Raw genomic sequence first — 20,982 nt, forward strand, 5'->3', positions numbered from 1 at the left:
GGTCCGGTCAGTCCAGCACCGACACGGGCCGTGCGCTGACCTTCGCCTGCTTCGGGCGCAGGAATTCCGGGAGCCAGGGGAGTAGCGGGTCGAGGGCGCGGTCGAGGACACCGCCCGCGGGGTCGTCGACGAAGTCGCGGCGGACCACGTCGTTCTGGGGGCGCAGGATCTCGTAGACGATCAGTGCGCACAAGCCGAGCACCGCGAGGTCGCGCAGGACGACGGTGCCGGTGAACCACTGTTCCGGCAGGCCCTTGTTGTCCTCACCGAGGTAGTAGTACATCCGCGGTACCCAGACCAGCGCGTCGATCGTCATCCAGGCCAGCAGGATTCGCCGATGTGGCAGCGCGAGTACCGCCAGCGGCACCAGCCACAGCGAATACTGCGGGCTCCACACCTTGTTCGTCAGCAGGAAGGCCGCGACGACGAGGAAGCACAACTGGGTCAGGCGCGGGCGCCGTGGCGCGGTGAGCGCCAGGTAGGCGATGCCGGCACAGGCGGCCACGAAGGCCAGCAGCGAGACCGTGTTCAGGATGGTCGGCGGCTCGCCGTGCCCGATCGGCCCGTCGAAGCCGGCCCAGCCGGTGAACGAGGTGATCACGTTGTAGATCGAGTCGGGGTCGGCGTGCCGAGTGGTGTTGAGCCGGAAGAACTCTCGCCAGCCCTCCGGGTACAGCGCCGCGATCGGCAGATTCACCGCCACCCATGTTCCCGCAGCGGCGAGCACGGTGAGGGTGGCCGCGCCGAGCGGGCGCAACGCGAAAAGATGGGTCCTTGCGGGTGTTTCGCGCAACCAGGTGCGCGCGGTATCGAGACTGTCGACATCACGCAACCGCAGCCCGGCCCGTGCGGCGGGCTGACGCCGCATCGGATCGATCCGCATGCACAGCACCACAATCGGCCCGAGCAGCAACAGCGGATACAGCTTCGCCGCCCCGCCGAGTCCGAGCAGCACCCCGGCCAGAACAGGCTTACGTCGCGCCCACGCCAGCAGGCCGGTGGCCGCGAAAGCCGTTGCGAGAGCATCGAAATTGGTGAACATATGCACGATCACCAACGGCGACACCGCGATCAACGCGGCATCCCACACCCGTCGCCCGGCTAATCGAGACGAGGCCCACACCGTGATCAGCCAGCCGACCGAAAGGCCGAGCGCGACAACGTTGAAATACACCACCACCGACATCGCGCCCGGTAGCGGCAGGTGATCCCAGACATTGCCGATCTGCATCGCCGCGTACTGGTACAGACCCGAAAGCACCGGATACTCCATGTATCTGGTCTCGGTACCACCGTCGGGCGTCGATTCGGTCCAGGATTTCTTGTACGGGAACGCGCCCTCGTTGAGCCGTTCCGCGCCGTAGAGCGGCACCGTGTCGGAGTAGCACATGGCCACGTACTGGCGGCCGTTGTTCCAGTCCAGCATCAGGCCGCCCTCGCCGTCGCTGGTCTGCTGGATGCAGCCGGCCTTGGCTGTCCAGCCCAGCGCCAGGAAGATCACCGTGAAGGCGAACAGCACCCGCAGCGGCGTCCAGAACCGCACCCGCCCGATCAGCGCGTGATCGCCGACCGGGCCGCCGATCACGGAGGAGAGCTGCGCGGTCAGTGCATCGTTGCGGCTGGGCCGGTCGCGCGCGTCGATCGAGCGGAGGTCGGGCGCCAGCCTGGCCGGCGCCACGTACCCCACCTCGCGGCCCGGCCGGGTACTACTCGACGCCGGCTGGTCCGCGAGTTGCTGATCGGTCACGACATCCGAGGCTACCGGTGGCTACCGGGATCGGGTCGGCGTGGTTCCCGCGCCGCTGCTCTCGTCGTCGTTGCCGCCGGCGCCGTTGTTCGGTCTGGTCGACCCGCCGTTGCCATTTCCGGGCGTCGACGGCGAGCCGTCCGGTCCCGCCGTCGGCTGGCCGGGCAGCGGGCCCGCACCGGTCTCGGGCGCCTGCTGCGACTGCGGCACCGCGGGCTGCTGCACCCCCGGCACCGGAATCCGGATGCCGGGCAGGATCTCGACCTGCGAGGGCACGATCACCGGCGGCACGAGTGCCGGAGCGGTGGTGGACGGTGCGGTGTAGGGCGCCGACCATTCCGGCACACCGGCCTGACCCTTGATCGGGGCGGGCTTGGGGAACGACTCGTTCGACGTGCCGGACAGCGCGCCGTCCATCGTCGCCTTCCAGATGTCGGAAGGCAGACCGGAACCGTAGATGCTGCCGCCGCCGTAGTTCTTGAGCGGGTCGCCCTGCTCGGTGCCGACCCACACCGCGGTCGACAGCGACGGGGTGTAACCGACCATCCACGCGTCGCGGTTGTTGCCGGTGTCGCCGAGCTGGTGGGTACCGGTCTTGGACGCGGAGTCCCGGCCACCGGCCAGGTTGTGGTTGCGCGAGTACGCCGCGATCGGCTTCATCGCCGCGGTGACGTTGTCGGCCACGGCCGCGCTCACCCGCTGCTCACCGGCGGGCTCGCCGCGATCGAGCAGCACTTGCCCGTCGGCGGTCACGACCTTCTGCACGAAGTGCGGCGCGTGGTAGACGCCCGACGCCGCCAGGGTGGCATAGGCCGAGGCCATATCGAGCGGTCGTGACTGGTACTGGCCGAGGATGACGCCATTGTTGGGGCCGACGCCGCCGGGCTCGGTCAGTGTCTCGCCGATTCCGGGCAATTCCTCCGCGACACCGAGTTTGTGGGCCATATCGGCGACCTTCTGCGGACCGTTCTGCATATCCAGCTGCATGCGGTAGAAGCTGGTGTTCAGCGAACGCTTGAGCGCCTCGGCGATGGTGCACATGCCACAGCCCTCGCCCTCGACATTGCCGATCTTGATGCCGTTGACGGTGATCGGCGAGCTGTCGTAGAGCTGCGAAAGCGGAATGCCCTGTTCGAGATTCGCGGCAAGACCGAACACCTTGAACGAGGAGCCCGTCGGCAGGCCGGCACTGGCGAAGTCGAAGCCCTGACCGTCGTTGCCGCCGTAGTAGGCGCGGACCGCGCCGGTGCGTGGGTCGACCGAGACCACCGCGGTGCGCAGGTTCTCCGGCTCGCCTTCGAGCTTGCCCTGCGCGGCCTTGATCGCGGCGTCCTGTGCCTGCGGGTCGATCGTGGTGGTGATCTGCAGGCCTTCGGTGTTCAACTGCTGCTCGCTGATGCCCGCGGTCGAGAGTTCCTGGAGCACCTGGTTCTTCACCAAGCCGGACGGGCCCTCGTCGTTGTTCTTGTCGCCCAACGAGTCCAGCGAGACCACCTGCGGGTACTGCATTCCCTGACGCTCCGTCGCGGGCAGGTTGTTCTCCGCGACCATGCCGTCGAGCACGTAGTTCCAGCGCGTCCTGGCGCCGTCGGGGTTCTTCTCCGGATCCAGCATGGAGGGCAGCTGGATCGTCGCGGCGAGGACAGCGCCCTCGGCCACGGTCAGCTCCTGCACCGGCTTGCCGAAGTAGGACTTGGACGCGGCATCGATGCCGTACGCGCCACGACCGAAGTAGATCGTGTTCAGGTAGGCGGCGAGGATGTCTTCCTTGCTCCACTGCCGCGCCATCTTGGCCGAGATCACCAGCTCGTGCATCTTGCGTGTCATCGACCGCTCGTCACCGACCAGCGCGTTCTTCACGTACTGCTGGGTGATCGTGGAACCACCACCGGCGCTTTCCTTGCCGAGGATGTTGTCGCGGGCGGCGCGGGCGAAGCCCGAGACCGAGAAGCCGGGGTTGGTGTAGAAGTCGCGGTCCTCGGCGGCGATCACGGCATTGCGCACGTGCGGCGGGATCTGATCGATCGAGACCTCGGTGCGGTTGCCCTGCGGCGGGACCACTCTGCTGATCTCGGTGGTGCCATCGCTGGCGAAGATCGTCGCTACCTGGTTGGTCTCCAGATCGCCCGGCTTGGGCACCGACACCGCCGTGTAGGCGACCAGGAACACCGCGCTCGGCACGACGATGGCCAGAGCCATCAGGACATAGAGCGTCCGGCGAACGATCCGCCACGGCGATTTCTTCACCGCACCATCACTACCCGAGCCGTCGTCGCCCCCGCCACCACCGCGGCGGTTGCGCGGACCGGTCGGCGGCGGTGTGCCGCCCGCGCCCGTGGCGCGCCGTTCGCCGGTGGTCGGGCCACCCGCGGCGGTGGCACGACGTTCACCGGACGTGGGGCCACCGGGGCGTCGCCCCGCGCCGGCCCGTGCGGCCGCGGCGGCACCGCCCGCGCGGGCGGTCCTGGCTACGTCATCGTTCGAACCACGCACGGTTCGGCCCGCACCGGTCTGCCCCGAACGCACAGTCGACTCGTCGAGGCCGCCGGGACGCGGCAACTTCTGCGTGGCACCGGCAGCGGGCGTGCCGGGACGACCCGGCTGAGCGGGCCTACCCTGCGGCGGCCTGCCCTGACCGGGCGCACCTTGCGGAGCCGGTCCACCCTGCGGTCCACCCGGACGCTGCGGGGGCTGACCCGGCCGACGCGGCGGCATCCCACCCGGCGGCGGCCCCTGCTGACGATTCGGCGGCGGCCCCTGCGGGCCACGTCCGCCAGGCATCGGACCACCCTGCGGACGCCCACCCTGCGCGGGACCACCGGGCGCACCCTGGGGCGGCATCGGCCGACGCGGCGGGGGACCGCCGGGTCGATCACCCGACTGTGGGGGGAGACCCGGTTGTGCGCCCCGCGCCGGACGGCCGCCGCGCGGATCATCGCCGTGGGGGGAGGACTCGTAGGGCGAACTCACTGACCAGATCTCCATAACTTGTAAGGTTCGGGCACACAACATCCGCGCCGGAGAACCGGCGCGGAGAAGGTGCACCCCGAACAGTGGCGCATCACGCGGTGGCCACCATCACTTGTGCGGGCCGCCCGTCACTGCGCAGCCCCGTTGCTCGGCAAGCCATCATTCGGCAGCAGAGCGCCGGGCTCGCGAACTCGTCCGTCGCCGGGCGGGGGCGGGAGCCGTGCCGAGCACATACGACTGCACCAGATGGTTCCAGCTGCACGAGCGACATACCTCGACGACATGCACCGAGAATTCTTCGTTCGCCTCGGCCATCCGAATCAGTTCCTCGGGCGTCCGCGCCGACCCGGCCGCTTGGCCGAGCCCATCGCCGAACACCCACGAAACCAACGTCAGCTGCTCTTTCCGACAGATCGGGCAGGTCGCCTCGCTGCCCCGGCCATGGAACTTGGCGGCCCGGAGCAGGTACGGATTCGCGTCGCACACCTCGGCGACGCCGACCCGCCCCGCGTAGACATCGGCCAGCAGGGACCTGCGCCTGAGCGCATAGTCCACCACCTGCCGCTGAATTCGCACGATCACCAGAGTAGCGGGGTTCGTATACCCGTGCCCATGGCATCGTTTGATCCGATCTCCCCGACCACCCCGGCTATTTTCGGGCCAATTCGGGTGTTTTCGCAGGTGGGGTGCGCCCCCGAAAAGCTCCTGCGCACCCCACTGCACTGACCTGCGCCGATGACGCCTGCGTCACATTCGACTGTGCGTAGATGTATCGCTCCGATATAGTTGGAAGTCGCATCCACGGTTAGGTCCGTTCGGCCGATCAGGTCGTCATAGTCAGGGAGTGAGGTCGGCAGTGCTCGAATTGGCGATTCTCGGCCTGCTCCTCGACGCGCCCATGCACGGTTACGAGCTGCGCAAGCGGTTGACGGGCCTGCTCGGAGCGTTCCGGGCCTTCTCCTACGGTTCGCTCTACCCGACGCTGCGCAGGATGCAGGCCGACGGGCTGATCGCCGAGGAGCAACCGGTCGGCGCGCTCGCGCGTCGTGCGCGCCGCGTCTACCGGCTCACACCGGTCGGCCGGGAACGGTTCTCCGAACTCCTTGCCGACACCGGTCCGCAGAACTACACCGATGACGGCTTCGGCGTTCACCTGGCCTTCTTCAGCCGCACTCCCGCCGAGGCGAGGATGCGGATTCTGGAAGGCAGGCGACGTCAGGTCGAGGAGCGCCGAGAGGGACTGCGGGAAGCGATCAAGAAGGCCAGCGGGTCACTGGATCGCTACACCAAGCAGCTCCACCAGCTCGGATTGGAATCAAGCGAGCGCGAAGTGCGCTGGCTCAACGAGTTGATTGCGGCGGAGCAATCGACGAAGGCGGCACCACAGAAAGAGGGAAAGAGCGGCCATGAGTGATGTCAACAAGGTTGGATCCGGCGAAGTCCGCGTCGCGATCGTCGGTGTGGGCAACTGCGCGTCGTCGCTGGTGCAGGGCGTGCAGTACTACAAGGATGCCGACGAGAACCAGGTCGTTCCCGGCCTCATGCACGTCAAGTTCGGTTCCTATCACGTGCGCGACGTGAAGTTCGTGGCCGCGTTCGATGTCGACGCCAAGAAGGTCGGCTTCGACCTGGCCGAGGCCATCTTCGCCAGCGAGAACAACACCATCAAGATCTCCGATGTGCCGCCGACCGATGTGACGGTCCTGCGTGGCCCGACCCTCGACGGCATCGGCAAGTACTACGCGATGACCATCGAGCAGTCCGAGGCCCCCGCGGTCGACGTCGTCAAGGCGCTCAAGGACGCCAAGGTCGACGTGCTCGTTTCCTACCTGCCGGTGGGTTCGGAAGAGGCCGACAAGTTCTACGCGCAGTGCGCGATCGACGCGGACGTCGCCTTCGTCAACGCGCTGCCGGTCTTCATCGCCTCCGACCCGGTCTGGGCGAAGAAGTTCACCGACGCCGGTGTCCCGATCGTCGGTGACGACATCAAGTCCCAGGTCGGCGCGACCATCACCCACCGCGTGATGGCCAAGCTGTTCGAAGACCGCGGCGTGGTGCTCGACCGCACCTACCAGCTCAATGTCGGCGGCAACATGGACTTCAAGAACATGCTCGAGCGTGAGCGTCTGGAGTCGAAGAAGGTCTCCAAGACCCAGGCCGTCACGTCGAACCTCACCGGTTCGCTCGCGGGCAAGGTTCACGACCGCAACGTCCACATCGGTCCCTCGGACTACGTGGAGTGGCTCGACGACCGCAAGTGGGCCTACGTGCGCCTCGAGGGCCGCGCCTTCGGTGACGCCCCGCTGAACCTGGAGTACAAGCTCGAGGTGTGGGACTCGCCGAACTCGGCCGGCATCATCATCGACGCCGTCCGCGCGGCGAAGATCGCCAAGGACCGCGGCATCGGCGGACCGGTCATCCCGGCCTCGGCCTACCTGATGAAGTCCCCGCCGGAGCAGATCGCTGACGATGTCGCGCGCACTCAGTTGGAAGCGTTCATCATCGGCGCTGATTAATCAGTCGAAGCAGAAGGCCGGGTGCGCGAATTGCGTACCCGGCCTTTTTGTTCGGTGTACCAGTGTGGGTTGGCTGGCGGAGCCCCAGGTTTGAGTAGTCCGGGAGGCGCTGGCTGTGTTTATTGGAGCGCTGGCGCGCTCGAGCGCGGCCCCTGGGGGGCCGCGAGTTAGCCACCGTTGCTAGAGGCTGCGCCTCGGACGCAACGGCGGCTAACTCGCGGCCGGGCCGCTACGCCGCTGCGCGGCGGACCCTCCTCGAGGTCGGGTCGTTGTGGCTGATTTATCGACGAAGGCCGGGACTCAGGGTATTGCCCTGGGGCCCGGCCTCTTTCGTCGCTCTCAGTCCAGGGAGACGTATACCTCGACGCTGGTCGGGCCGGTGTAGCGCTCCAGCTCCGCCGTGTGCGAGCGGGTGATGGTGCCCGCGTTCTCGGCCTTGATCACCTGGGCCCAGGCGGTGCGCAGCAGATCGTAGGGCTTGTCCGAGACCACGAACTTGGCGTAGCGCCCCGCGGGAATGCGGGTGAGCACGTCGCCTTCGTCGATGTCGTCCAGCCCGGCGACCTCGTAGCCGAGCACGGCCACCGCGTGATCGTTCTGGCCGATATAGGCAGCCGCGCGGGGAACCGGCTTCTCCCGCGACAAATACCGATCCCAGGTGAAATTCACCAGATCAAGATCGCGTGCGGTCACCTCACGCCCGGCCAGCGGCACCGTGAGACCGGCGATCAAACCGTCGTCGAGGGTGACGATTTCGAAATCCACGGCCATCAGCTGTCCTTCTCATCGATCAGCGAAACGAAGATCTCGACCGTGCGCTCGTCGGGATACTGCTCGCAATCGCCGGTATAGGCGCGCACGAATTCGTCCGCTGCCTCCGCGTCCCACACCTGGCGCCACAGCCCGACGATGGTGTCGCCGAGATTGTCGCCACTGGCCACGAATCGCGCGTAGCGGCCCGCCGGGATCCGGCCGAGCACGTCGCCCGCCTGCAGGTCGGCGAGAGTTTTGCACTCGTAGCCGACGATGTGAGTGAGGTAGGAGTTGATCTCCGGCGCGAAATCGACATAGCCCGTCGCGACCGGGCCCGGTAACGTCCTCGTCCGCAGGTTCGCCCACGCCTCGACCACCTTGGCGCGGCGCGGCCCCTCGACGGCGAGCGCTGGGCTGCGAAGCACCGTGCCCGCGATCAGCGTCTCGGGACGGTCAACGACATTGAAATCCACCTGCGTAGCCCCTATGTCTAGTGTCGTCGCATGTCGGTACCGACCGCACATCCTCCCGTATCGGTCCGACAGGTTCCGCGCCGGGATCATTCGACCCCTGGTCGGGCGGTTCGCGCTCTGGGCAACGATGTTGCCATGTCCCTAGGGTAGCCGGGTGTGGGTGCGCCAACTCGTGATCTATCGCGGCCCTTCACCACCGAGTCCGGGGAACAACTCACCGGGGACCGGTGGGTTCGGTGCGGGCGGGATGATGATCAACGGCGGTGGCGCCGGAGTGTTCGGCGCGTTCGTCGGCGGACCGAAGATGTCGAAGCCACGGCCCTGCGTCGGCGCAGGCCCGGTACCCGGCACCGGAACCAGTGGCGGGCTCGGCAACGGTGGTGCGTCGAACTGTTCGACCGGTGTCCCCGCCAGCGCGGCGTCCATCGACTGCTTCCAGATGTCGGCGGGCAGTCCCGAACCCCACACGGCCCCACCGCGACCGGTGCGCAGCGCCTGGGGCTGCTCGGTGCCCACCCACACCGCGGTGGACAGCGAGGGCGTGTACCCGACCATCCACGCGTCCTTGTTGTCCTTGGTCTCGCCGAGCTGGGTGGTTCCGGTCTTGCTCGCCGACTGCCTGCCGTCGGCGAGCCCGTGGCCGTTGGAGTAGTTGGCGATCGGCAGCATCGCCGACGTAGTCGCATCGGCGATCTCGGCGGAGATCCGCCGCTCGGGCTCTGAATGTCGCTTGCCCGTCGCGGTTTCCCAGCTGCGGTCGAGCAGCACCCGCCCGTCACCGGTGCTCACCTTCTGCACGAAGTACGGCTGGTGATAGACACCGGAGGCGGCCAGCGTCGCGTACGCCGACGCCATGTCGATGGGGCGAACCAGATACTGCCCGAGCACGATCCCGTTGAGCGGGTAACCGTCCGGTTCGGCGAGGGTGACGCCGTCGACGCCGGGAATGTACTCGGGGATGCCCGCCAGGTGCGCGGCCTCGGCGATCGAGCGCGGGCCGTCGGCCATCGTCATGGTGAGCCGGTAGAAGCTGGTGTTCAGTGAGCGTTTGAGCGCCTCGGCGAGCGAGCAGCGCCCGCACGAGTCGCCCTCGACATTGGTGATCTCGGTACCGCGGTCGGTGATGGGCGAGCTGTCCATCGCCCGCGTTACCGGAATGCCTTGCCGTTGCGCGGCCACGAGCGCGAAAACCTTGAACGCGGAACCTGTTTGGAGCGGCGCCTGCGCGAAATCGAACCCGGCCCCGTCCTCACCGCCGTAATAGGCGCGCACCGCCCCGCTGCGCGGATCGATCGACACCACCGCCGAGCGCAGTTCCGGTGGCTGCCACGACAACCGTTCACGCACCGAATCGACCGCGCCCGCCTGCGCTGCGGCGTCGATGGTGGTGGTGATCTGCAATGCGCCCGTGTTGATGTCGGCGTCGTCGAGGCCCGCGGCACGCAATTCGCGCAGCACCTGGGTGCGGATATGCCCTTCCGGTCCGAGCGTGGCCGCCTCCACGGGCACATCGTCGAGCGGGATGATCGGCGGGAACACCGTCGCGTCACGGTCGCCGGGCGCGAGCACGCTCATCTCGACCATCCCGTCGAGCACGTATTGCCAGCGCGCCCGCAACTGGTCGAAATGGTTCTCCGGGTCGAGCACCGAGGGCGAGCGGATCACGGCCGCCAGCACCGCGCCCTCGGCGAGGGTCAACGCAGGCACCGGCTTGTCGAAATAGGCCTTCGAAGCGGCCGCGATCCCGTACGCCCCGCGCCCGTAGTAGATGGTGTTGAGGTAGGCGGCCAGGATCTCGTCCTTGCTCCACTGCCGTGCCATCTTGGCCGCGATGATCAGCTCCCGCATCTTGCGGGTGACGGTGCGTTCGGAGCTGAGGAAGGCGTTCTTCACGTACTGCTGGGTGATCGTCGAGCCGCCGCCCGCATTGTCCTGACCGGTCATATTGTCGCGGGCGGCGCGCAGGAAGCCGCTGGTCGAGTAACCGGCGTTGGTATAGAAGGTGCGGTCTTCGGCCGCCAGCACGGCGTCACGCACCGGATACGGCACCTCGGTGAGCGGAATGGGAATCCGATTACCCTGTGGCGGAATGAATTTCGTCAGCACCGTGGTGCCGTCGGCGGCCAGCACGGTGGCGGGCTGCTCGACCGCGACCTCGGCCGGTTCGGGGATCTCCGAACTCCAATACACCGCGACGAACAGCAGCGCGGGCACACACACGAAGATCACGAACAACGCGAGCAGCAGCCGCCGGATGCGCTGACCCCTGGTGCGCGGCTTACGTTCGGCGGGCGGTTCGTCGGTGCCGAGCCGTGCGGCCTGTTCCCGCCGCGCGGCTCCCTTGTCCCGGGGCCCGTCGGTGGCGGCCAGTCGCGCCGCTTGTGCCCGTCGCGCCGCGCCTTTACTCGGCTTCTGCTCATTCGCCAGTGGATCGCGGAACCCGGCAATCGAGGTGTACGGCGCGTCCGGATCGGAACGGCCGCGCCCGCGCTGGGAGGCCACACCATCTCCTTTCGGAGGGAGCAGAAGAACTCACCTGCACCGACGTCGATATCGGTGCAGGCGACTCTACCCGGCGGTGGCCGCAGTTCCCGGCAGGTCAGCTCTTGACGCCACCCGCGGTGAGACCGGAGATGATGCGACGCTGGAATATCAGCACCATGATCACCAGCGGCACGGTGACGATCACGCCCGCCGCCATGATCGCCGCGTACGGCTGCACCAGCGGGTCGTTGCCCGAGAAACTCGCGATGGCGACCGTCACCGGCTTGGTGTCATCACCCGACAGCAGCCGGGCCAGCAGATACTCGTTGATCGCTGCGATGAACGCCAGGATCGCGGTGGTGAACACCGCGGGCGCGGCCAGCGGCAGCATGATCAACCGGAAGGCCTGGAACTTGCTCGCGCCGTCGATGCGCGCGGCCTCTTCGAGCTCCCACGGCAGTTCGGCGAAGAACGAGGCCAGGATGTAGACCGTCATCGGCAGTACGAACGAGATGTTCGGGATGATCATCGCCTGGTACTGGCCGATCCAGCCCAGATCGGTGAACAGCTGGAACAGCGGCGTCACCAGCACGACGGCCGGGAACATCGACGCCGACAGGATCAGCCCCGAGACCAGGTACTTGCCCGCGAACGTCATCCGGGCCAGCGCGTAGGCCGCGAGCACACCGAGCAGCAGCGCGATGGCCGTGGTCGCCGAACCGATGATCACACTGTTGAGCAGCGCCTTGCCGAAGTCGTTGCCGCGGCTGGTGTCGAAGGCGTTGCGGAAGTTCTCCAGCGTCACGTGGGTCGGCCACGGCGTGCTGTCGAAGGTGTGGGCCGGGTCGCGGAACGCCACCACGGCCATCCAGTAGAACGGCCCGAGTCCCCACACCAGCACGATGGCGACACCGAGGTAGAGCCGCACCGTGCCGAACCGCTTGCGCCACGACACCGGCTGCACCGGCACCGTCTTCGACTCGGCGGCGGGTTCTTTCGTCATCGACATGCTCATCAGTTCGCCTTCCGCTGTTCTTCCTGCGTGCGAACAGCGTTGGCGCCGAGCACCTTCACCAGTACGAACGCAACGGCGAAGACGAGCAGGAAGGTGATCACCGACAGTGCCGCGGCGCTGTTGGGACCTTGGCGCACCTGGTCGACCACCAGGATCGACAGGGTGTTCGTCGACGGGTTACCGAGCGTCATGATCGCGGGCAGGTCGTAGATGCGCAGCGTGTCCATGGTGCGGAACAGGACCGCGACCAGCAGTGCGGGCTTGAGTAGCGGCAGCGTGATGTGGACGAACCGCTGCCAGGCAGTCGCGCCGTCGACTTTGGCCGCCTCGTACACGTCGGCCGGAATCACTTGCAGCCCAGCCAGAATCAGCAGCGCCATGAACGGCGTCGTCTTCCACACGTCGGCCGCGATCACCGCGAACCGCGACGCCCACATGTCCGAGGTCCACAGGATGTTCGTGCCGAGCACCCGGTTCACCACGCCGTCGTACTGGAACATGAACTCCCACAGTCGTGCTGTGACCGCGGTGGGAATCGCCCACGGAATCAGCACGGCGGCGCGCAACAGCGCCCGACCGCGGAAGGTCTTGCCCATCACCATGGCCATGCCGAGCCCGAGCAGGGCCTCGATCGAGACCATCACCACGGTGAAGAACAGGGTGATCCCGACCGCCGACCAGAACTGCGAGCCGAGCGTGCCGGTGGGGCACGGCACCGTGCCGTTCAGCGACGCGCACTGCTGCATCAGCCAGTGCGTGTAGTTGCTGAATCCGGCGCTGCCACCCTCGACGAACATCCCGGTGGCCGGGTCGATGCCGGAGTCCTTCGAGAAGGACATCCAGATCGCCTCGACCACCGGATATCCGATGACAACGGCCAGCGCGACGAGCACAGGCGCGACGAACAGCCACGCCTTGCCGGATTGTCGCAGTTCCAGCGCTAGCCCGCGCTGCTTGGCTCCCGAAGGATCCGACACCGTTACTACTCTCCTACGGTCTGGTCGGGTCCGCTGCGCGTACCGCTACGAACCGGCGGTCTCGATGCCCTTTTGCATGCCCGCGACTGCATCGTCGACAGACTTGGCACCGGTGAGTGCAGCATAAGCGTTGTCCTGGATGGCCTTCGACACCGCGGGATAGAACGGGGTCACCGGACGCGGCACCGCGCTGGCGATGGACTCCTTCAGCGCGGGCAGGTACGGCATCTTCGCGATCAGGGCCGGGTCGTCGTAGAGCGAGGAGCGCACCGAGGGCAGCGAGCCCGAGGCGATGATCTGCTGCGCCTCTTCGCTGATCAGGTAGCGCACGAAGTCGGCGGCGGTGGCCTTGTTCTTGGAGAACGCGCTGATCGCGGCGTTGTAGCCGCCGAGGGTCGAGGCGCCGACGCCGGTGTTGCCCGGCAGCGGGGCGACGCCGAACTTGTCCTTCACCGCGGAGCCGTCGGCGTTGGCCTGGCCGTACAGGTAGGGCCAGTTACGCAGGAACAGCAGCTTGCCCGACTCGAACGCGGCGGCGCTCTCACCTTCCTTGAAGGTGATGGCTTCCTTGGGGATGTCACCGTTCTTGTAGGCGTCGACGAGGACCTTCAGGCCCGCCTTCGACTCCGGGCTGTTCACGGTGGGGGTCTTGCCGTCGGCGCCGACGAAGCTGCCGCCGTAGGCGTTGATGATCTCGGAGGTGTTCACGGTCAGGCCCTCGTAGGGGGCGAGCTGACCGGCGTAGCAGCCGATGTTGTTGTCGCGGGCCACCTGGCACTGACCGAGCATCTCGGTCCAGGTCTTCGGCGGGTTGGGCACCAGGTCCTTGCGGTAGTACAGCAGGCCGCCGTTGGTGTTCTTCGGTGCCGCGTACAGCTTGCCGTTGTAGGTGGCGCTGGCCACGGTCGGCGGGAGCAGGGGCGCGGTGTCGATCGCGAAAGTGTCCTCGAGCGGCTGGATCCAGCCCTTGGCCGCGAACTCGGCGGTGTTCGGCACGTCGAGGGCGACCACGTCGTAGCCGTCCTGCTTGGCACGGAAGTGCTCGGCGAGGTCGTCGTGCTGCTGGGTGCCGTCGGCGGACTGCTCCTTGAACGTCACCTGCTCGTTCGGGTGCGCGGCGTTCCAGCGGTCGATGAGCTGTTTGACCACACCGGTTTCGGTGGTGTCCTTACCTTCGACGTAGGTGATCGGGCCGCGGCCCGTCAGGTTCTGGTCGAGCGCGTTGCCACCGTCGTCACTGGCGCAACCACTGGCGAACGTCGCGGTGAGCAACGCGATCGAGGCAGCAGCCATCGTCGCTCTGGGGACAAACTTCAAGGCCATCGCAGACACTCCAGGGTCAAGACGTGAGCAGCAGCACACCCGTGCGGTGCAACAGGCAACATACAGTATTCGCGGCGGGCCGGGGCCCGCGTGTTCTCGGCCCTGTGGGCCTCGATCTTCCCTCCCTACGGGCACTCCTTCGTCGCACCCTTCGGTCAGTCCAGATCGAGGCGGCCGAGAACGGGCACAGACTTACACAGTTTTTCTGTCGGCGGGGTGGCTTAGGGTCAATGCTTGTGACAAGTCCTTCGACCGCTGGTATGCCCGATCGGATGCTCACCCGCATCGGTGGTTTGCTGCGCAAGGCCGAGTCGACCGACAACGCGCACGAGGCCGAGGCCTTCCTCGCCGCGGCCCAGCGGCTGGCGACGAAATCCTCGATCGATCTCGCCGTGGCGCGCTCGCATGTGGCCTCACGTGAGCGCAGGTCGGTGCCGGTGCAGCGGATCATCCCGATCGGTGAACCGGGCCGAAAAGGCCTGCGCACCTATGTCCAGCTGTTCGTCGCGATCGCGGGTGCCAACGATGTTCGCTGCGATGTCGCCCGCACTTCCGCCCAGGTCTACGCCTACGGCTTCGCCGCCGACATCGATACCTGTGAAGCGCTGTATGCGAGCCTGCTCATCCAGATGGTCCGAGCCTCCGACCACTACATCAAATCCGGTGCCTACCGCGAGGCCACGGTCGTCAAAGTTGTCGCCGAGAAGCGGCTCGGCCGTACCGTTCGCCGACGAGTCGAGGTGCCGGTGGCGGGGGTGACAGCGCGGCTGAACTTCCAGATGGCCTTCGCCGCCCGAATCGGCGCTCGCCTCGCCGCGGTGAAAGCCGAAGTGGTCGCCGAGGAATCCGTCGTCGAATCGACCGGCACCGCCCTGGCTCTGCGCGACAAGGAGGTCGCGCTCACCGACTTCTACACCGCTACCTCCGAAGCGCGCGGAACGTGGCGAGGCCCCCAAACCTCCACGGGTCATTCCGCCGCGGCTCGACGAGCGGGCGACCGGGCGGGTCGCACCGCACGCTTGGGCACCTCGCCCGAGCTCCCCGCCGCTCGCGGAAAGCTCACCGGCAGATGATGGCCGCGCGCCGCGATCAGGTAGCGACCAGGCAGTCGCGCACAGCGGCAAAGGGGCCGTGCGGTGCGGGCAGGCGGTCGATATCGATTCGGCTCCGGCCCGAATCGGCCAGTCGGGTCGGAACAGTTTGTGTCCGAGGCTGAGTCGGGTCGGCAGCGCGACGGTCAGCGCGCCAGGGTCTATGACGGTGAGCAGTTGGTGCGTGGGGTGTTCGACCGGGCCGACGAGTTCGGGCATCGGACGGTGGAGGTCTACGGCTCCCAGCTGACCCTGCCGGTGGAGCGACGCTTTGCCTCGGTTGATTCGGTGCAGACCTATGTCGACAAAGTGTTGGCACTGAATTGGGTTCGTGCGCAATGGGAACGGGCCGCGGTATCGGTCCGTGTCCGCGCCCGTGGTGGTGCCGCAGCAGCCCACTACGAGCCCGAAACCGCCGTCCTGGCCGTTCCGCTACACACCGGCTCCACCGCTTGGGCCCTGCGCGAACTCGTGGTTCTCCACGAACTCGCCCATCACCTATCGTCCGATTCAGAAGAGGCCCCCCACGGTCCCGAATTCTGCACCCGCTATGTCGAATTGGTCGACGGTGTGATCGGTCCGGAGGCTGCTTTGCTCATCCGTGCGACCTTTGCCGGATGTGGTGTTCGGTTCGGCTGAGGAGGTGGGGGCACACCGGGGTTAGTGGTTCGGGGGTGGTTTACATGGCTGTATTTTTGGAGCGCTGGCGCGCTCGAGCGGGGCCCCTGAGGCCCCGATCTTCCCTCCCTACGGGCACTCCTTCGTCGCACCCTTCGGTCAGTCCAGATCGGGGCGGGCCCCTTTGGGTAGGGACTTACAGGGGCTTACCCGTTTCGAGTAGTGCGGTGACTCGCTCGTAGCGGCGCAGCCACCAGTCGACTCGGTCGGGATCGGGGTGGCGGTACTTGTCGAGCAATGCGGGATCGGGCTCGGGTGGTGTGGTGGGGACGGGCAACCATCCGTTTACCGGTAGCAGCGACTCCGCGACCAGATCGCCCTCGAATAGTGCGAGAGTGCCCAGGCCGCAGGCGAATTCGAGGTCGGGCAGCGCGCCTGCCAATGCCAGTTGTGCGGACAGTCCGACGCTGGTCTCGAGCGCCGACGAGACAACGGTCGGCAGCCCAGCCGCGCTGGCAACCGCCAACGACCGCCGAACCCCGCCCAAAGGCGTGCACTTCAGCACCGCCACATCAGCAGCCCCCGCCACCGCTACCCGCATCGGATCCTCCGCCCGCCGAATCGATTCGTCGGCAGCGATCGGCACCGAAACCCGCCGCCGAACCTCGGCCAATTCCTCGATCGTCGAACACGGCTGCTCGACATATTCCAAACCCCCGGCGGCCCTGTCGAGTTCACCGATATTGCGAACGGCCGTCTCCACATCCCACACCGCGTTCGCATCGACTCGAATGGCTCCCGAGTCCCCGATCGCCTCGCGCACCGCCGCCACTCGAGCCAGATCCTCGGCAAGCGAATCAGGGTGGTCGGCCACTTTCACTTTGGCTGTCGCGCAACCGGAGTCCCGAACAATCTTTCTCGCGCGCACGGGATCAACAGCGGGCACAGTGCAATTCACCGGAATTCGATCACGCACCGGCGCCGGCCAGCCGACTGTCACCTGTTCGACAGCGGTAGCCAACCACCCGGCTGCTTCTCGATCGTCATACTCGGGAAACGCGCAGAACTCTCCCCAGCCCAATTCCCCTCGAATCAACATCCCCTCGCGCACAGTGATCCCCCGAAACCGTGTCCGCAACGGAATCGCATAAACAAACAGGTCGGCGCTCACCCGACCGATCGTAGAACTCGCCTGCGCGTGCGTGATTCCGCGGTCGGCTGCACCGCTGGTCGGCAGACCTTCTCGGTGGTGACGGCGTGTTGACAGCCGAGGTGAAACGGCGGCGCTCGTGGTGAGCGCCGCCGTTCCGGTTCATAAGCGTTCGATGATGGTGGCGTTGGCGAGACCGCCGGCTTCGCACATGGTTTGCAGTCCGTAGCGCGCTCCGCGCTGCTGCATCGCGTGTACCAGTGTGGTCATCAATCGTGCTCCGGAGGCGCCCAGCGGATGCCCGAGGGCGATCGCCCCACCGTTGACGTTGACCCGGCTCATATCCACGCCGGTCTCCTTCGCCCACGCCAGCACAACCGGCGAGAACGCCTCGTTGATCTCGAACAGGTCGATATCACCGAGCTCGAGCCCCGCCCGCCGCAGCACCTTCTCGGTAGCCGGGATGACCGCGGTGAGCATGAGCAGCGGGTCGTCGCCCGCGACGGAGAAGCTATGCAGCCGGGCCAACGGACGCAGGCCGAGCTGTTCGGCGCGTTCGCCGGACATGATCAGCACCGCGGAGCTACCGTCGCTGACCTGGCTGGCCGAGGCGGCGGTGATCTCCCAGCCGATCTGGGGGAAGCGGGCCGCCATCGTGGGGTCGTAGTAGGCGGGCTTCAGTTTCGCAAGGGTCTCGATGGTGCTGCCGACCCTGATTCCCTCATCGGTGTTCAGCCCGTTGATCGACGCGAGTTCGTTCGCGAAGAGCCCGTCCTTGGTTGCCCGCGCGGCCTTTTCGTGACTCGCGAGCGCGAATTCGTCGAGCTGGGTCCGCGTCAGACCCCACTTCGCGGCAATGAGTTCGGCGCTGATCCCCTGCGGGACGAGGTCGTCGGGATATCGCTCGGCGAACCCGATGCCCGACAAGTCGGTGGCCCCGACCATGTTGGCGCCCATGGGAACTCGCCCCATCGATTCCACGCCCGCGGCGACCACGATGTCGTAGGCCCCCGCGATAACCCCTTGCGCCGCGAAGTGAATCGCCTGCTGACTGCTACCGCACTGCCGATCCACCGTCGTGGCAGGCACGGATTCCGGATACCCGGCGGCCAGCGCGGCCCGCCGAGTCATATTCGACCCTTGTTCCCCGACCTGGGTGACGATGCCGCCGATCACATCGTCGATCAGCACCGGATCGATCCCGCTGCGCTCGACGACCGCCCGCAGGCTGTGCGCCAGTAGATCAACAGGATGAACGTCGTGAAGTGCGCCGTTCGGCTTGCCCCGCCCGATCGGGGTGCGTGCCGCTTCGACGATGACCGCGTCTCGCATGGAAGTCCTCTTTCGACAACACTGACTCTAGTTGACAATAGCCAGCTTAGATCCTAACTATCATCGACTCAAGTCAGATTGGCTATGATGTCTCTCATGGCAGCCGTGATGGAAGGACCTCTGGCCGATCTCAGTAGATGGGACACGGCAGGCTGCTCCATCGCCAGAGCCATGGACCTCATCGGCACCCGCTCCGCGATGCTCATCCTGCGCGAGGCCTACTACGGCACCAGCCGCTTCGACGGCTTCGCCAGCCGAGTGGGCATCACCGACGCCGCCGCCGCGGCCCAACTCCGCAAACTCACCGCCGCGGGCCTCCTGGAAAAACGCCCCTACCAGGAAGAAGGCAAACGCACCCGGCACGAGTACGCCCTCACCCACATGGGCCGAGACCTACTCCCCGCGGTAGTGGCCCTCTGGCAATGGGGCGACGCCTACCTCCAGCCGGGCCCCCCACCCCTGCTGCGGGTAGACGCCGAAACCGGCGCCCCGGTCCGCGCCGACCTGCGCACCCCCGACGGCACCGAGATCCCCCTCGAACGCCTGGCCGTCCGGGTCAACCAGGACTACCTCCGCGACCGCGACGAGCGCCGAAAGAAGAAGCTGGACAGCTAGGCGCTGAACACGCCGATGGTCACATCTTCGGTGCCGAGAGCCTGGAACAGGCTGACCCACAACAGCACCACCGGTTCGGTACTGCGGGCGGTGTTCAGGGCGCCGAGGTCGATCAGTTGTTCGTCGGCCCAGCCGAAGGAGTTCAGCAGCTGTGCCACCTGCTTCTTGGCGTCGGCGTCATCGCCGCTGAGAAAGATGTTGTGCTGGCCGGGGATTCGGGTCGGGTCCACCATCACCTGATTGTTGGTGGTGTTGAGCGTCTTCACCACGCGGGTGCCGGGGAAGGCCTGCTGGATTTCCTCGGCGACGCTGCCCGCCTCGGGGACAACGAGTGTGGGTGGAAAGCCCTGTGAGAAGTCGAGTGCGTTGGAAACGTCGACGATGATCTTGTCCGCGAGGTTGTCCGCCCCGGCCGCGGTGAGCGCGGCCACCGATACCGTGCCCGACGTGGCGTTCACGATCAGCTCCGCCGCAGCCGCCGCATCGGCGAAAGTGCCGTGTGCCCCACCGGTTTCGGCTGCCCACGCGGCGGCGTCGGCATTGTCGGCCGTGCGCGATCCCATCGTCACGGTGTGCCCGACCTCGACCAGCTTGCTCGCCAGCCGTCGGCCGACCTGACCGGTGCCGAGTACTGCTATGCGCATGTCACTACCTCATGTCGGCGAACCGGCCCGGCGATCACCGGGCCGTGCATCAGCATAGGGCCGGACCAGGTATCGAGCCGCGTGTCTACGCGTACAGCGGAATCGTTAGCGGGCGACTCGATCGACGAGCCGCCCGCGTCATTCGAATCAGCGCAGGCGCTGGCCGTCGACACTGAAGAAATACACGTGTTCGGGGTCGGCCGTCAGGCAGAGGCGTTCGCCCTTGGACGGCGGGTTACGCCAATCCACGCGCGCCACAATCGTTTCCCCGGTCTGGCCGCTGGCACCCGCGGAGACCGCGCGGCCGTAGACGTAGGCGTCGGAGCCGAGCTCCTCCACCACGTCGACCTCCATTTCGAGGCCGCCGTCGCCGACCTCGAGGTGTTCGGGGCGGATGCCGAGCACCACGGAGCCCTCGCCCGCGTCGGCCACCGCGCGCGGCACCCGCACCGGGTACCCACCGATGGTGACGGTTCCGTCGTTGACGGGCAGCGTGAACAGATTCATCGCGGGCGAACCCATGAACCCGGCGACGAACATGTTCGCCGGATCGCGGTAGAGGTCGCGCGGGGAGGCGCACTGCTGGAGCAGGCCGTCCTTGAGGACCGCGACGCGGTCGCCCATCGTCATCGCCTCGACCTGGTCGTGGGTGACGTAGACCGTGGTGGTGCCGAGCCGCCGCTGCAGCTGGGCGATCTGGGTACGGGTCTGCACGCGCAGCTTGGCGTCGAGGTTCGACAGCGGCTCGTCCATCAGGAACACCCGCGGCTGCCGCACGATCGCGCGTCCCATCGCCACCCGCTGACGCTGACCGCCGGACAGCGCCTTCGGCTTGCGATCGAGGTACTGCTCGAGGTCGAGCAGTTTGGCTGCCTCGAGCACGCGCTCGTCGCGCTCGGCCTTGGACACCTTGGCCAGCTTCAGCGCGAAACCCATGTTCTCCGCGACCGACATGTGCGGGTAGAGCGCGTAGTTCTGGAACACCATCGCGATATCGCGATCCTTGGGCTCGGCGTGGGTCACGTCCTTGTCGCCGATCCGGATGCACCCGCCGTTGACCTCCTCGAGGCCGGCCAGCATGCGCAGCGAGGTCGATTTGCCACACCCCGAGGGGCCGACGAGCACCAGGAATTCGCCGTCGGCGATCTCCAGGTCGAGTGCGTCGACCGCGGGTTTGGTGGCACCGGCATAGAGCCGGGTAGCGCGGTCGAAAGTCACGGTAGCCATGCGTAGATCAACATCCCATCCCGGCAGGAACGTGCCGGACGATCCGA

18 protein-coding genes are annotated in these 20,982 nt (G+C 67.0%); 5 read left to right on the forward strand and 13 right to left on the reverse strand.

Annotated features, from left to right (window positions below; translation table 11 throughout):
• Positions 1–7: 7 nt before the first annotated feature.
• The 3 genes from ACFWO8_RS10825 to ACFWO8_RS10835 all read right to left on the reverse strand — a co-directional run bounded on the left by ACFWO8_RS10825 (position 8) and on the right by ACFWO8_RS10835 (position 5,293).
• Positions 8–1,747, reverse strand: coding sequence for a glycosyltransferase family 87 protein (locus tag ACFWO8_RS10825; protein WP_378947622.1), 1,740 nt, complete (start codon positions 1,745–1,747; stop codon positions 8–10).
• Between the two features lie 21 nt (positions 1,748–1,768).
• Positions 1,769–3,946 carry a transglycosylase domain-containing protein gene (locus ACFWO8_RS10830; protein WP_378948211.1) on the reverse strand — a complete coding sequence of 726 codons (2,178 nt, stop codon included), beginning with the start codon at positions 3,944–3,946 and terminating at the stop codon, positions 1,769–1,771.
• A gap of 930 nt (positions 3,947–4,876) precedes the next feature.
• Complete coding sequence (locus ACFWO8_RS10835) at positions 4,877–5,293, reverse strand: DUF5318 domain-containing protein (RefSeq protein WP_378709354.1); 417 nt, start codon at positions 5,291–5,293, stop codon at positions 4,877–4,879.
• A 280-nt stretch (positions 5,294–5,573) separates the two neighbouring features.
• Between ACFWO8_RS10835 and ACFWO8_RS10840 the strand changes: the two genes are divergently transcribed.
• Positions 5,574–6,131: a PadR family transcriptional regulator gene (locus ACFWO8_RS10840; RefSeq protein ID WP_364410910.1), complete on the forward strand. Its 558-nt coding sequence runs from the start codon at positions 5,574–5,576 to the stop codon at positions 6,129–6,131.
• Positions 6,124–7,233: an inositol-3-phosphate synthase gene (locus ACFWO8_RS10845; RefSeq protein ID WP_378947625.1), complete on the forward strand. Its 1,110-nt coding sequence runs from the start codon at positions 6,124–6,126 to the stop codon at positions 7,231–7,233. The genes ACFWO8_RS10840 and ACFWO8_RS10845 overlap by 8 nt, the downstream gene beginning before the upstream one ends.
• 339 nt (positions 7,234–7,572) lie before the next feature.
• Here the strand turns inward: ACFWO8_RS10845 and ACFWO8_RS10850 are convergent, their stop codons facing one another.
• From ACFWO8_RS10850 to ACFWO8_RS10875, 6 genes are all read right to left on the reverse strand, one after another.
• Positions 7,573–8,004 carry a GyrI-like domain-containing protein gene (locus ACFWO8_RS10850; protein WP_378947628.1) on the reverse strand — a complete coding sequence of 144 codons (432 nt, stop codon included), beginning with the start codon at positions 8,002–8,004 and terminating at the stop codon, positions 7,573–7,575.
• The gene (locus ACFWO8_RS10855; RefSeq protein WP_378947631.1) at positions 8,004–8,459 is read right to left on the reverse strand and encodes a GyrI-like domain-containing protein; all 456 of its coding nucleotides are present in this window, start codon (positions 8,457–8,459) and stop codon (positions 8,004–8,006) included. The genes ACFWO8_RS10850 and ACFWO8_RS10855 overlap by 1 nt, the downstream gene beginning before the upstream one ends.
• 177 nt (positions 8,460–8,636) lie before the next feature.
• Positions 8,637–10,961, reverse strand: a complete 2,325-nt coding sequence (locus ACFWO8_RS10860; RefSeq protein ID WP_378947634.1) for a transglycosylase domain-containing protein — start codon at positions 10,959–10,961, stop codon at positions 8,637–8,639.
• A 97-nt stretch (positions 10,962–11,058) separates the two neighbouring features.
• Entirely contained in the window at positions 11,059–11,946 is an 888-nt protein-coding gene (locus ACFWO8_RS10865; RefSeq protein WP_378947637.1) for a carbohydrate ABC transporter permease, read from the reverse strand.
• An 11-nt stretch (positions 11,947–11,957) separates the two neighbouring features.
• On the reverse strand, positions 11,958–12,935 hold the full coding sequence (locus ACFWO8_RS10870) for a carbohydrate ABC transporter permease (protein ID WP_378947642.1): 978 nt from the start codon (positions 12,933–12,935) through the stop codon (positions 11,958–11,960).
• 45 nt (positions 12,936–12,980) lie between these two features.
• Entirely contained in the window at positions 12,981–14,258 is a 1,278-nt protein-coding gene (locus tag ACFWO8_RS10875) for an ABC transporter substrate-binding protein (protein WP_378947645.1), read from the reverse strand.
• Between the two features lie 272 nt (positions 14,259–14,530).
• Between ACFWO8_RS10875 and ACFWO8_RS10880 the strand changes: the two genes are divergently transcribed.
• Both ACFWO8_RS10880 and ACFWO8_RS10885 read left to right on the forward strand, forming a co-directional pair.
• Positions 14,531–15,331, forward strand: a complete 801-nt coding sequence (locus ACFWO8_RS10880; protein ID WP_378948221.1) for a DUF2786 domain-containing protein — start codon at positions 14,531–14,533, stop codon at positions 15,329–15,331.
• 129 nt (positions 15,332–15,460) lie between these two features.
• Positions 15,461–15,988, forward strand: coding sequence for a TIGR04338 family metallohydrolase (locus ACFWO8_RS10885; RefSeq protein WP_378947650.1), 528 nt, complete (start codon positions 15,461–15,463; stop codon positions 15,986–15,988).
• A 175-nt stretch (positions 15,989–16,163) separates the two neighbouring features.
• Here the strand turns inward: ACFWO8_RS10885 and ACFWO8_RS10890 are convergent, their stop codons facing one another.
• Positions 16,164–17,138, reverse strand: a complete 975-nt coding sequence (locus ACFWO8_RS10890) for an o-succinylbenzoate synthase (RefSeq protein WP_378947653.1) — start codon at positions 17,136–17,138, stop codon at positions 16,164–16,166.
• 141 nt (positions 17,139–17,279) lie between these two features.
• Complete coding sequence (locus ACFWO8_RS10895) at positions 17,280–18,449, reverse strand: thiolase family protein (protein WP_378947656.1); 1,170 nt, start codon at positions 18,447–18,449, stop codon at positions 17,280–17,282.
• A gap of 84 nt (positions 18,450–18,533) precedes the next feature.
• Here ACFWO8_RS10895 and ACFWO8_RS10900 point away from each other — a divergent pair, with 84 nt between their 5' ends.
• Positions 18,534–19,064, forward strand: a complete 531-nt coding sequence (locus ACFWO8_RS10900) for a winged helix-turn-helix transcriptional regulator (protein ID WP_378947659.1) — start codon at positions 18,534–18,536, stop codon at positions 19,062–19,064.
• Here ACFWO8_RS10900 and ACFWO8_RS10905 read toward each other — a convergent pair.
• On the reverse strand, positions 19,061–19,708 hold the full coding sequence (locus tag ACFWO8_RS10905; RefSeq protein ID WP_378947664.1) for an NADPH-dependent F420 reductase: 648 nt from the start codon (positions 19,706–19,708) through the stop codon (positions 19,061–19,063). The genes ACFWO8_RS10900 and ACFWO8_RS10905 overlap by 4 nt on opposite strands.
• Positions 19,709–19,855: 147 nt before the next feature.
• The gene (locus ACFWO8_RS10910; protein WP_378947669.1) at positions 19,856–20,935 is read right to left on the reverse strand and encodes an ABC transporter ATP-binding protein; all 1,080 of its coding nucleotides are present in this window, start codon (positions 20,933–20,935) and stop codon (positions 19,856–19,858) included.
• Positions 20,936–20,982: the final 47 nt, after the last annotated feature.

Origin of the sequence: Nocardia sp. NPDC058480 (assembly GCF_042720495.1) — a bacterium.
Classification (GTDB): Bacteria; Actinomycetota; Actinomycetes; order Mycobacteriales; family Mycobacteriaceae; genus Nocardia.

Excerpts from the sequence above, each read along its gene's own strand:
- ACFWO8_RS10880 (WP_378948221.1), top strand. The coding sequence starts at position 14,531 with ATGCTCACCCGCATCGGTGGTTTGCTGCGCAAGGCCGAGTCGACCGAC.
- ACFWO8_RS10830 (WP_378948211.1), bottom strand. The coding sequence starts at position 3,946 with ATGGCTCTGGCCATCGTCGTGCCGAGCGCGGTGTTCCTGGTCGCCTAC.
- ACFWO8_RS10905 (WP_378947664.1), bottom strand. The coding sequence starts at position 19,708 with ATGCGCATAGCAGTACTCGGCACCGGTCAGGTCGGCCGACGGCTGGCG.
- ACFWO8_RS10875 (WP_378947645.1), bottom strand. The coding sequence starts at position 14,258 with ATGGCCTTGAAGTTTGTCCCCAGAGCGACGATGGCTGCTGCCTCGATC.
- ACFWO8_RS10850 (WP_378947628.1), bottom strand. The coding sequence starts at position 8,004 with ATGGCCGTGGATTTCGAAATCGTCACCCTCGACGACGGTTTGATCGCC.
- ACFWO8_RS10865 (WP_378947637.1), bottom strand. The coding sequence starts at position 11,946 with ATGACGAAAGAACCCGCCGCCGAGTCGAAGACGGTGCCGGTGCAGCCG.
- ACFWO8_RS10910 (WP_378947669.1), bottom strand. The coding sequence starts at position 20,935 with ATGGCTACCGTGACTTTCGACCGCGCTACCCGGCTCTATGCCGGTGCC.
- ACFWO8_RS10895 (WP_378947656.1), bottom strand. The coding sequence starts at position 18,449 with ATGCGAGACGCGGTCATCGTCGAAGCGGCACGCACCCCGATCGGGCGG.
- ACFWO8_RS10900 (WP_378947659.1), top strand. The coding sequence starts at position 18,534 with ATGATGTCTCTCATGGCAGCCGTGATGGAAGGACCTCTGGCCGATCTC.
- ACFWO8_RS10845 (WP_378947625.1), top strand. The coding sequence starts at position 6,124 with ATGAGTGATGTCAACAAGGTTGGATCCGGCGAAGTCCGCGTCGCGATC.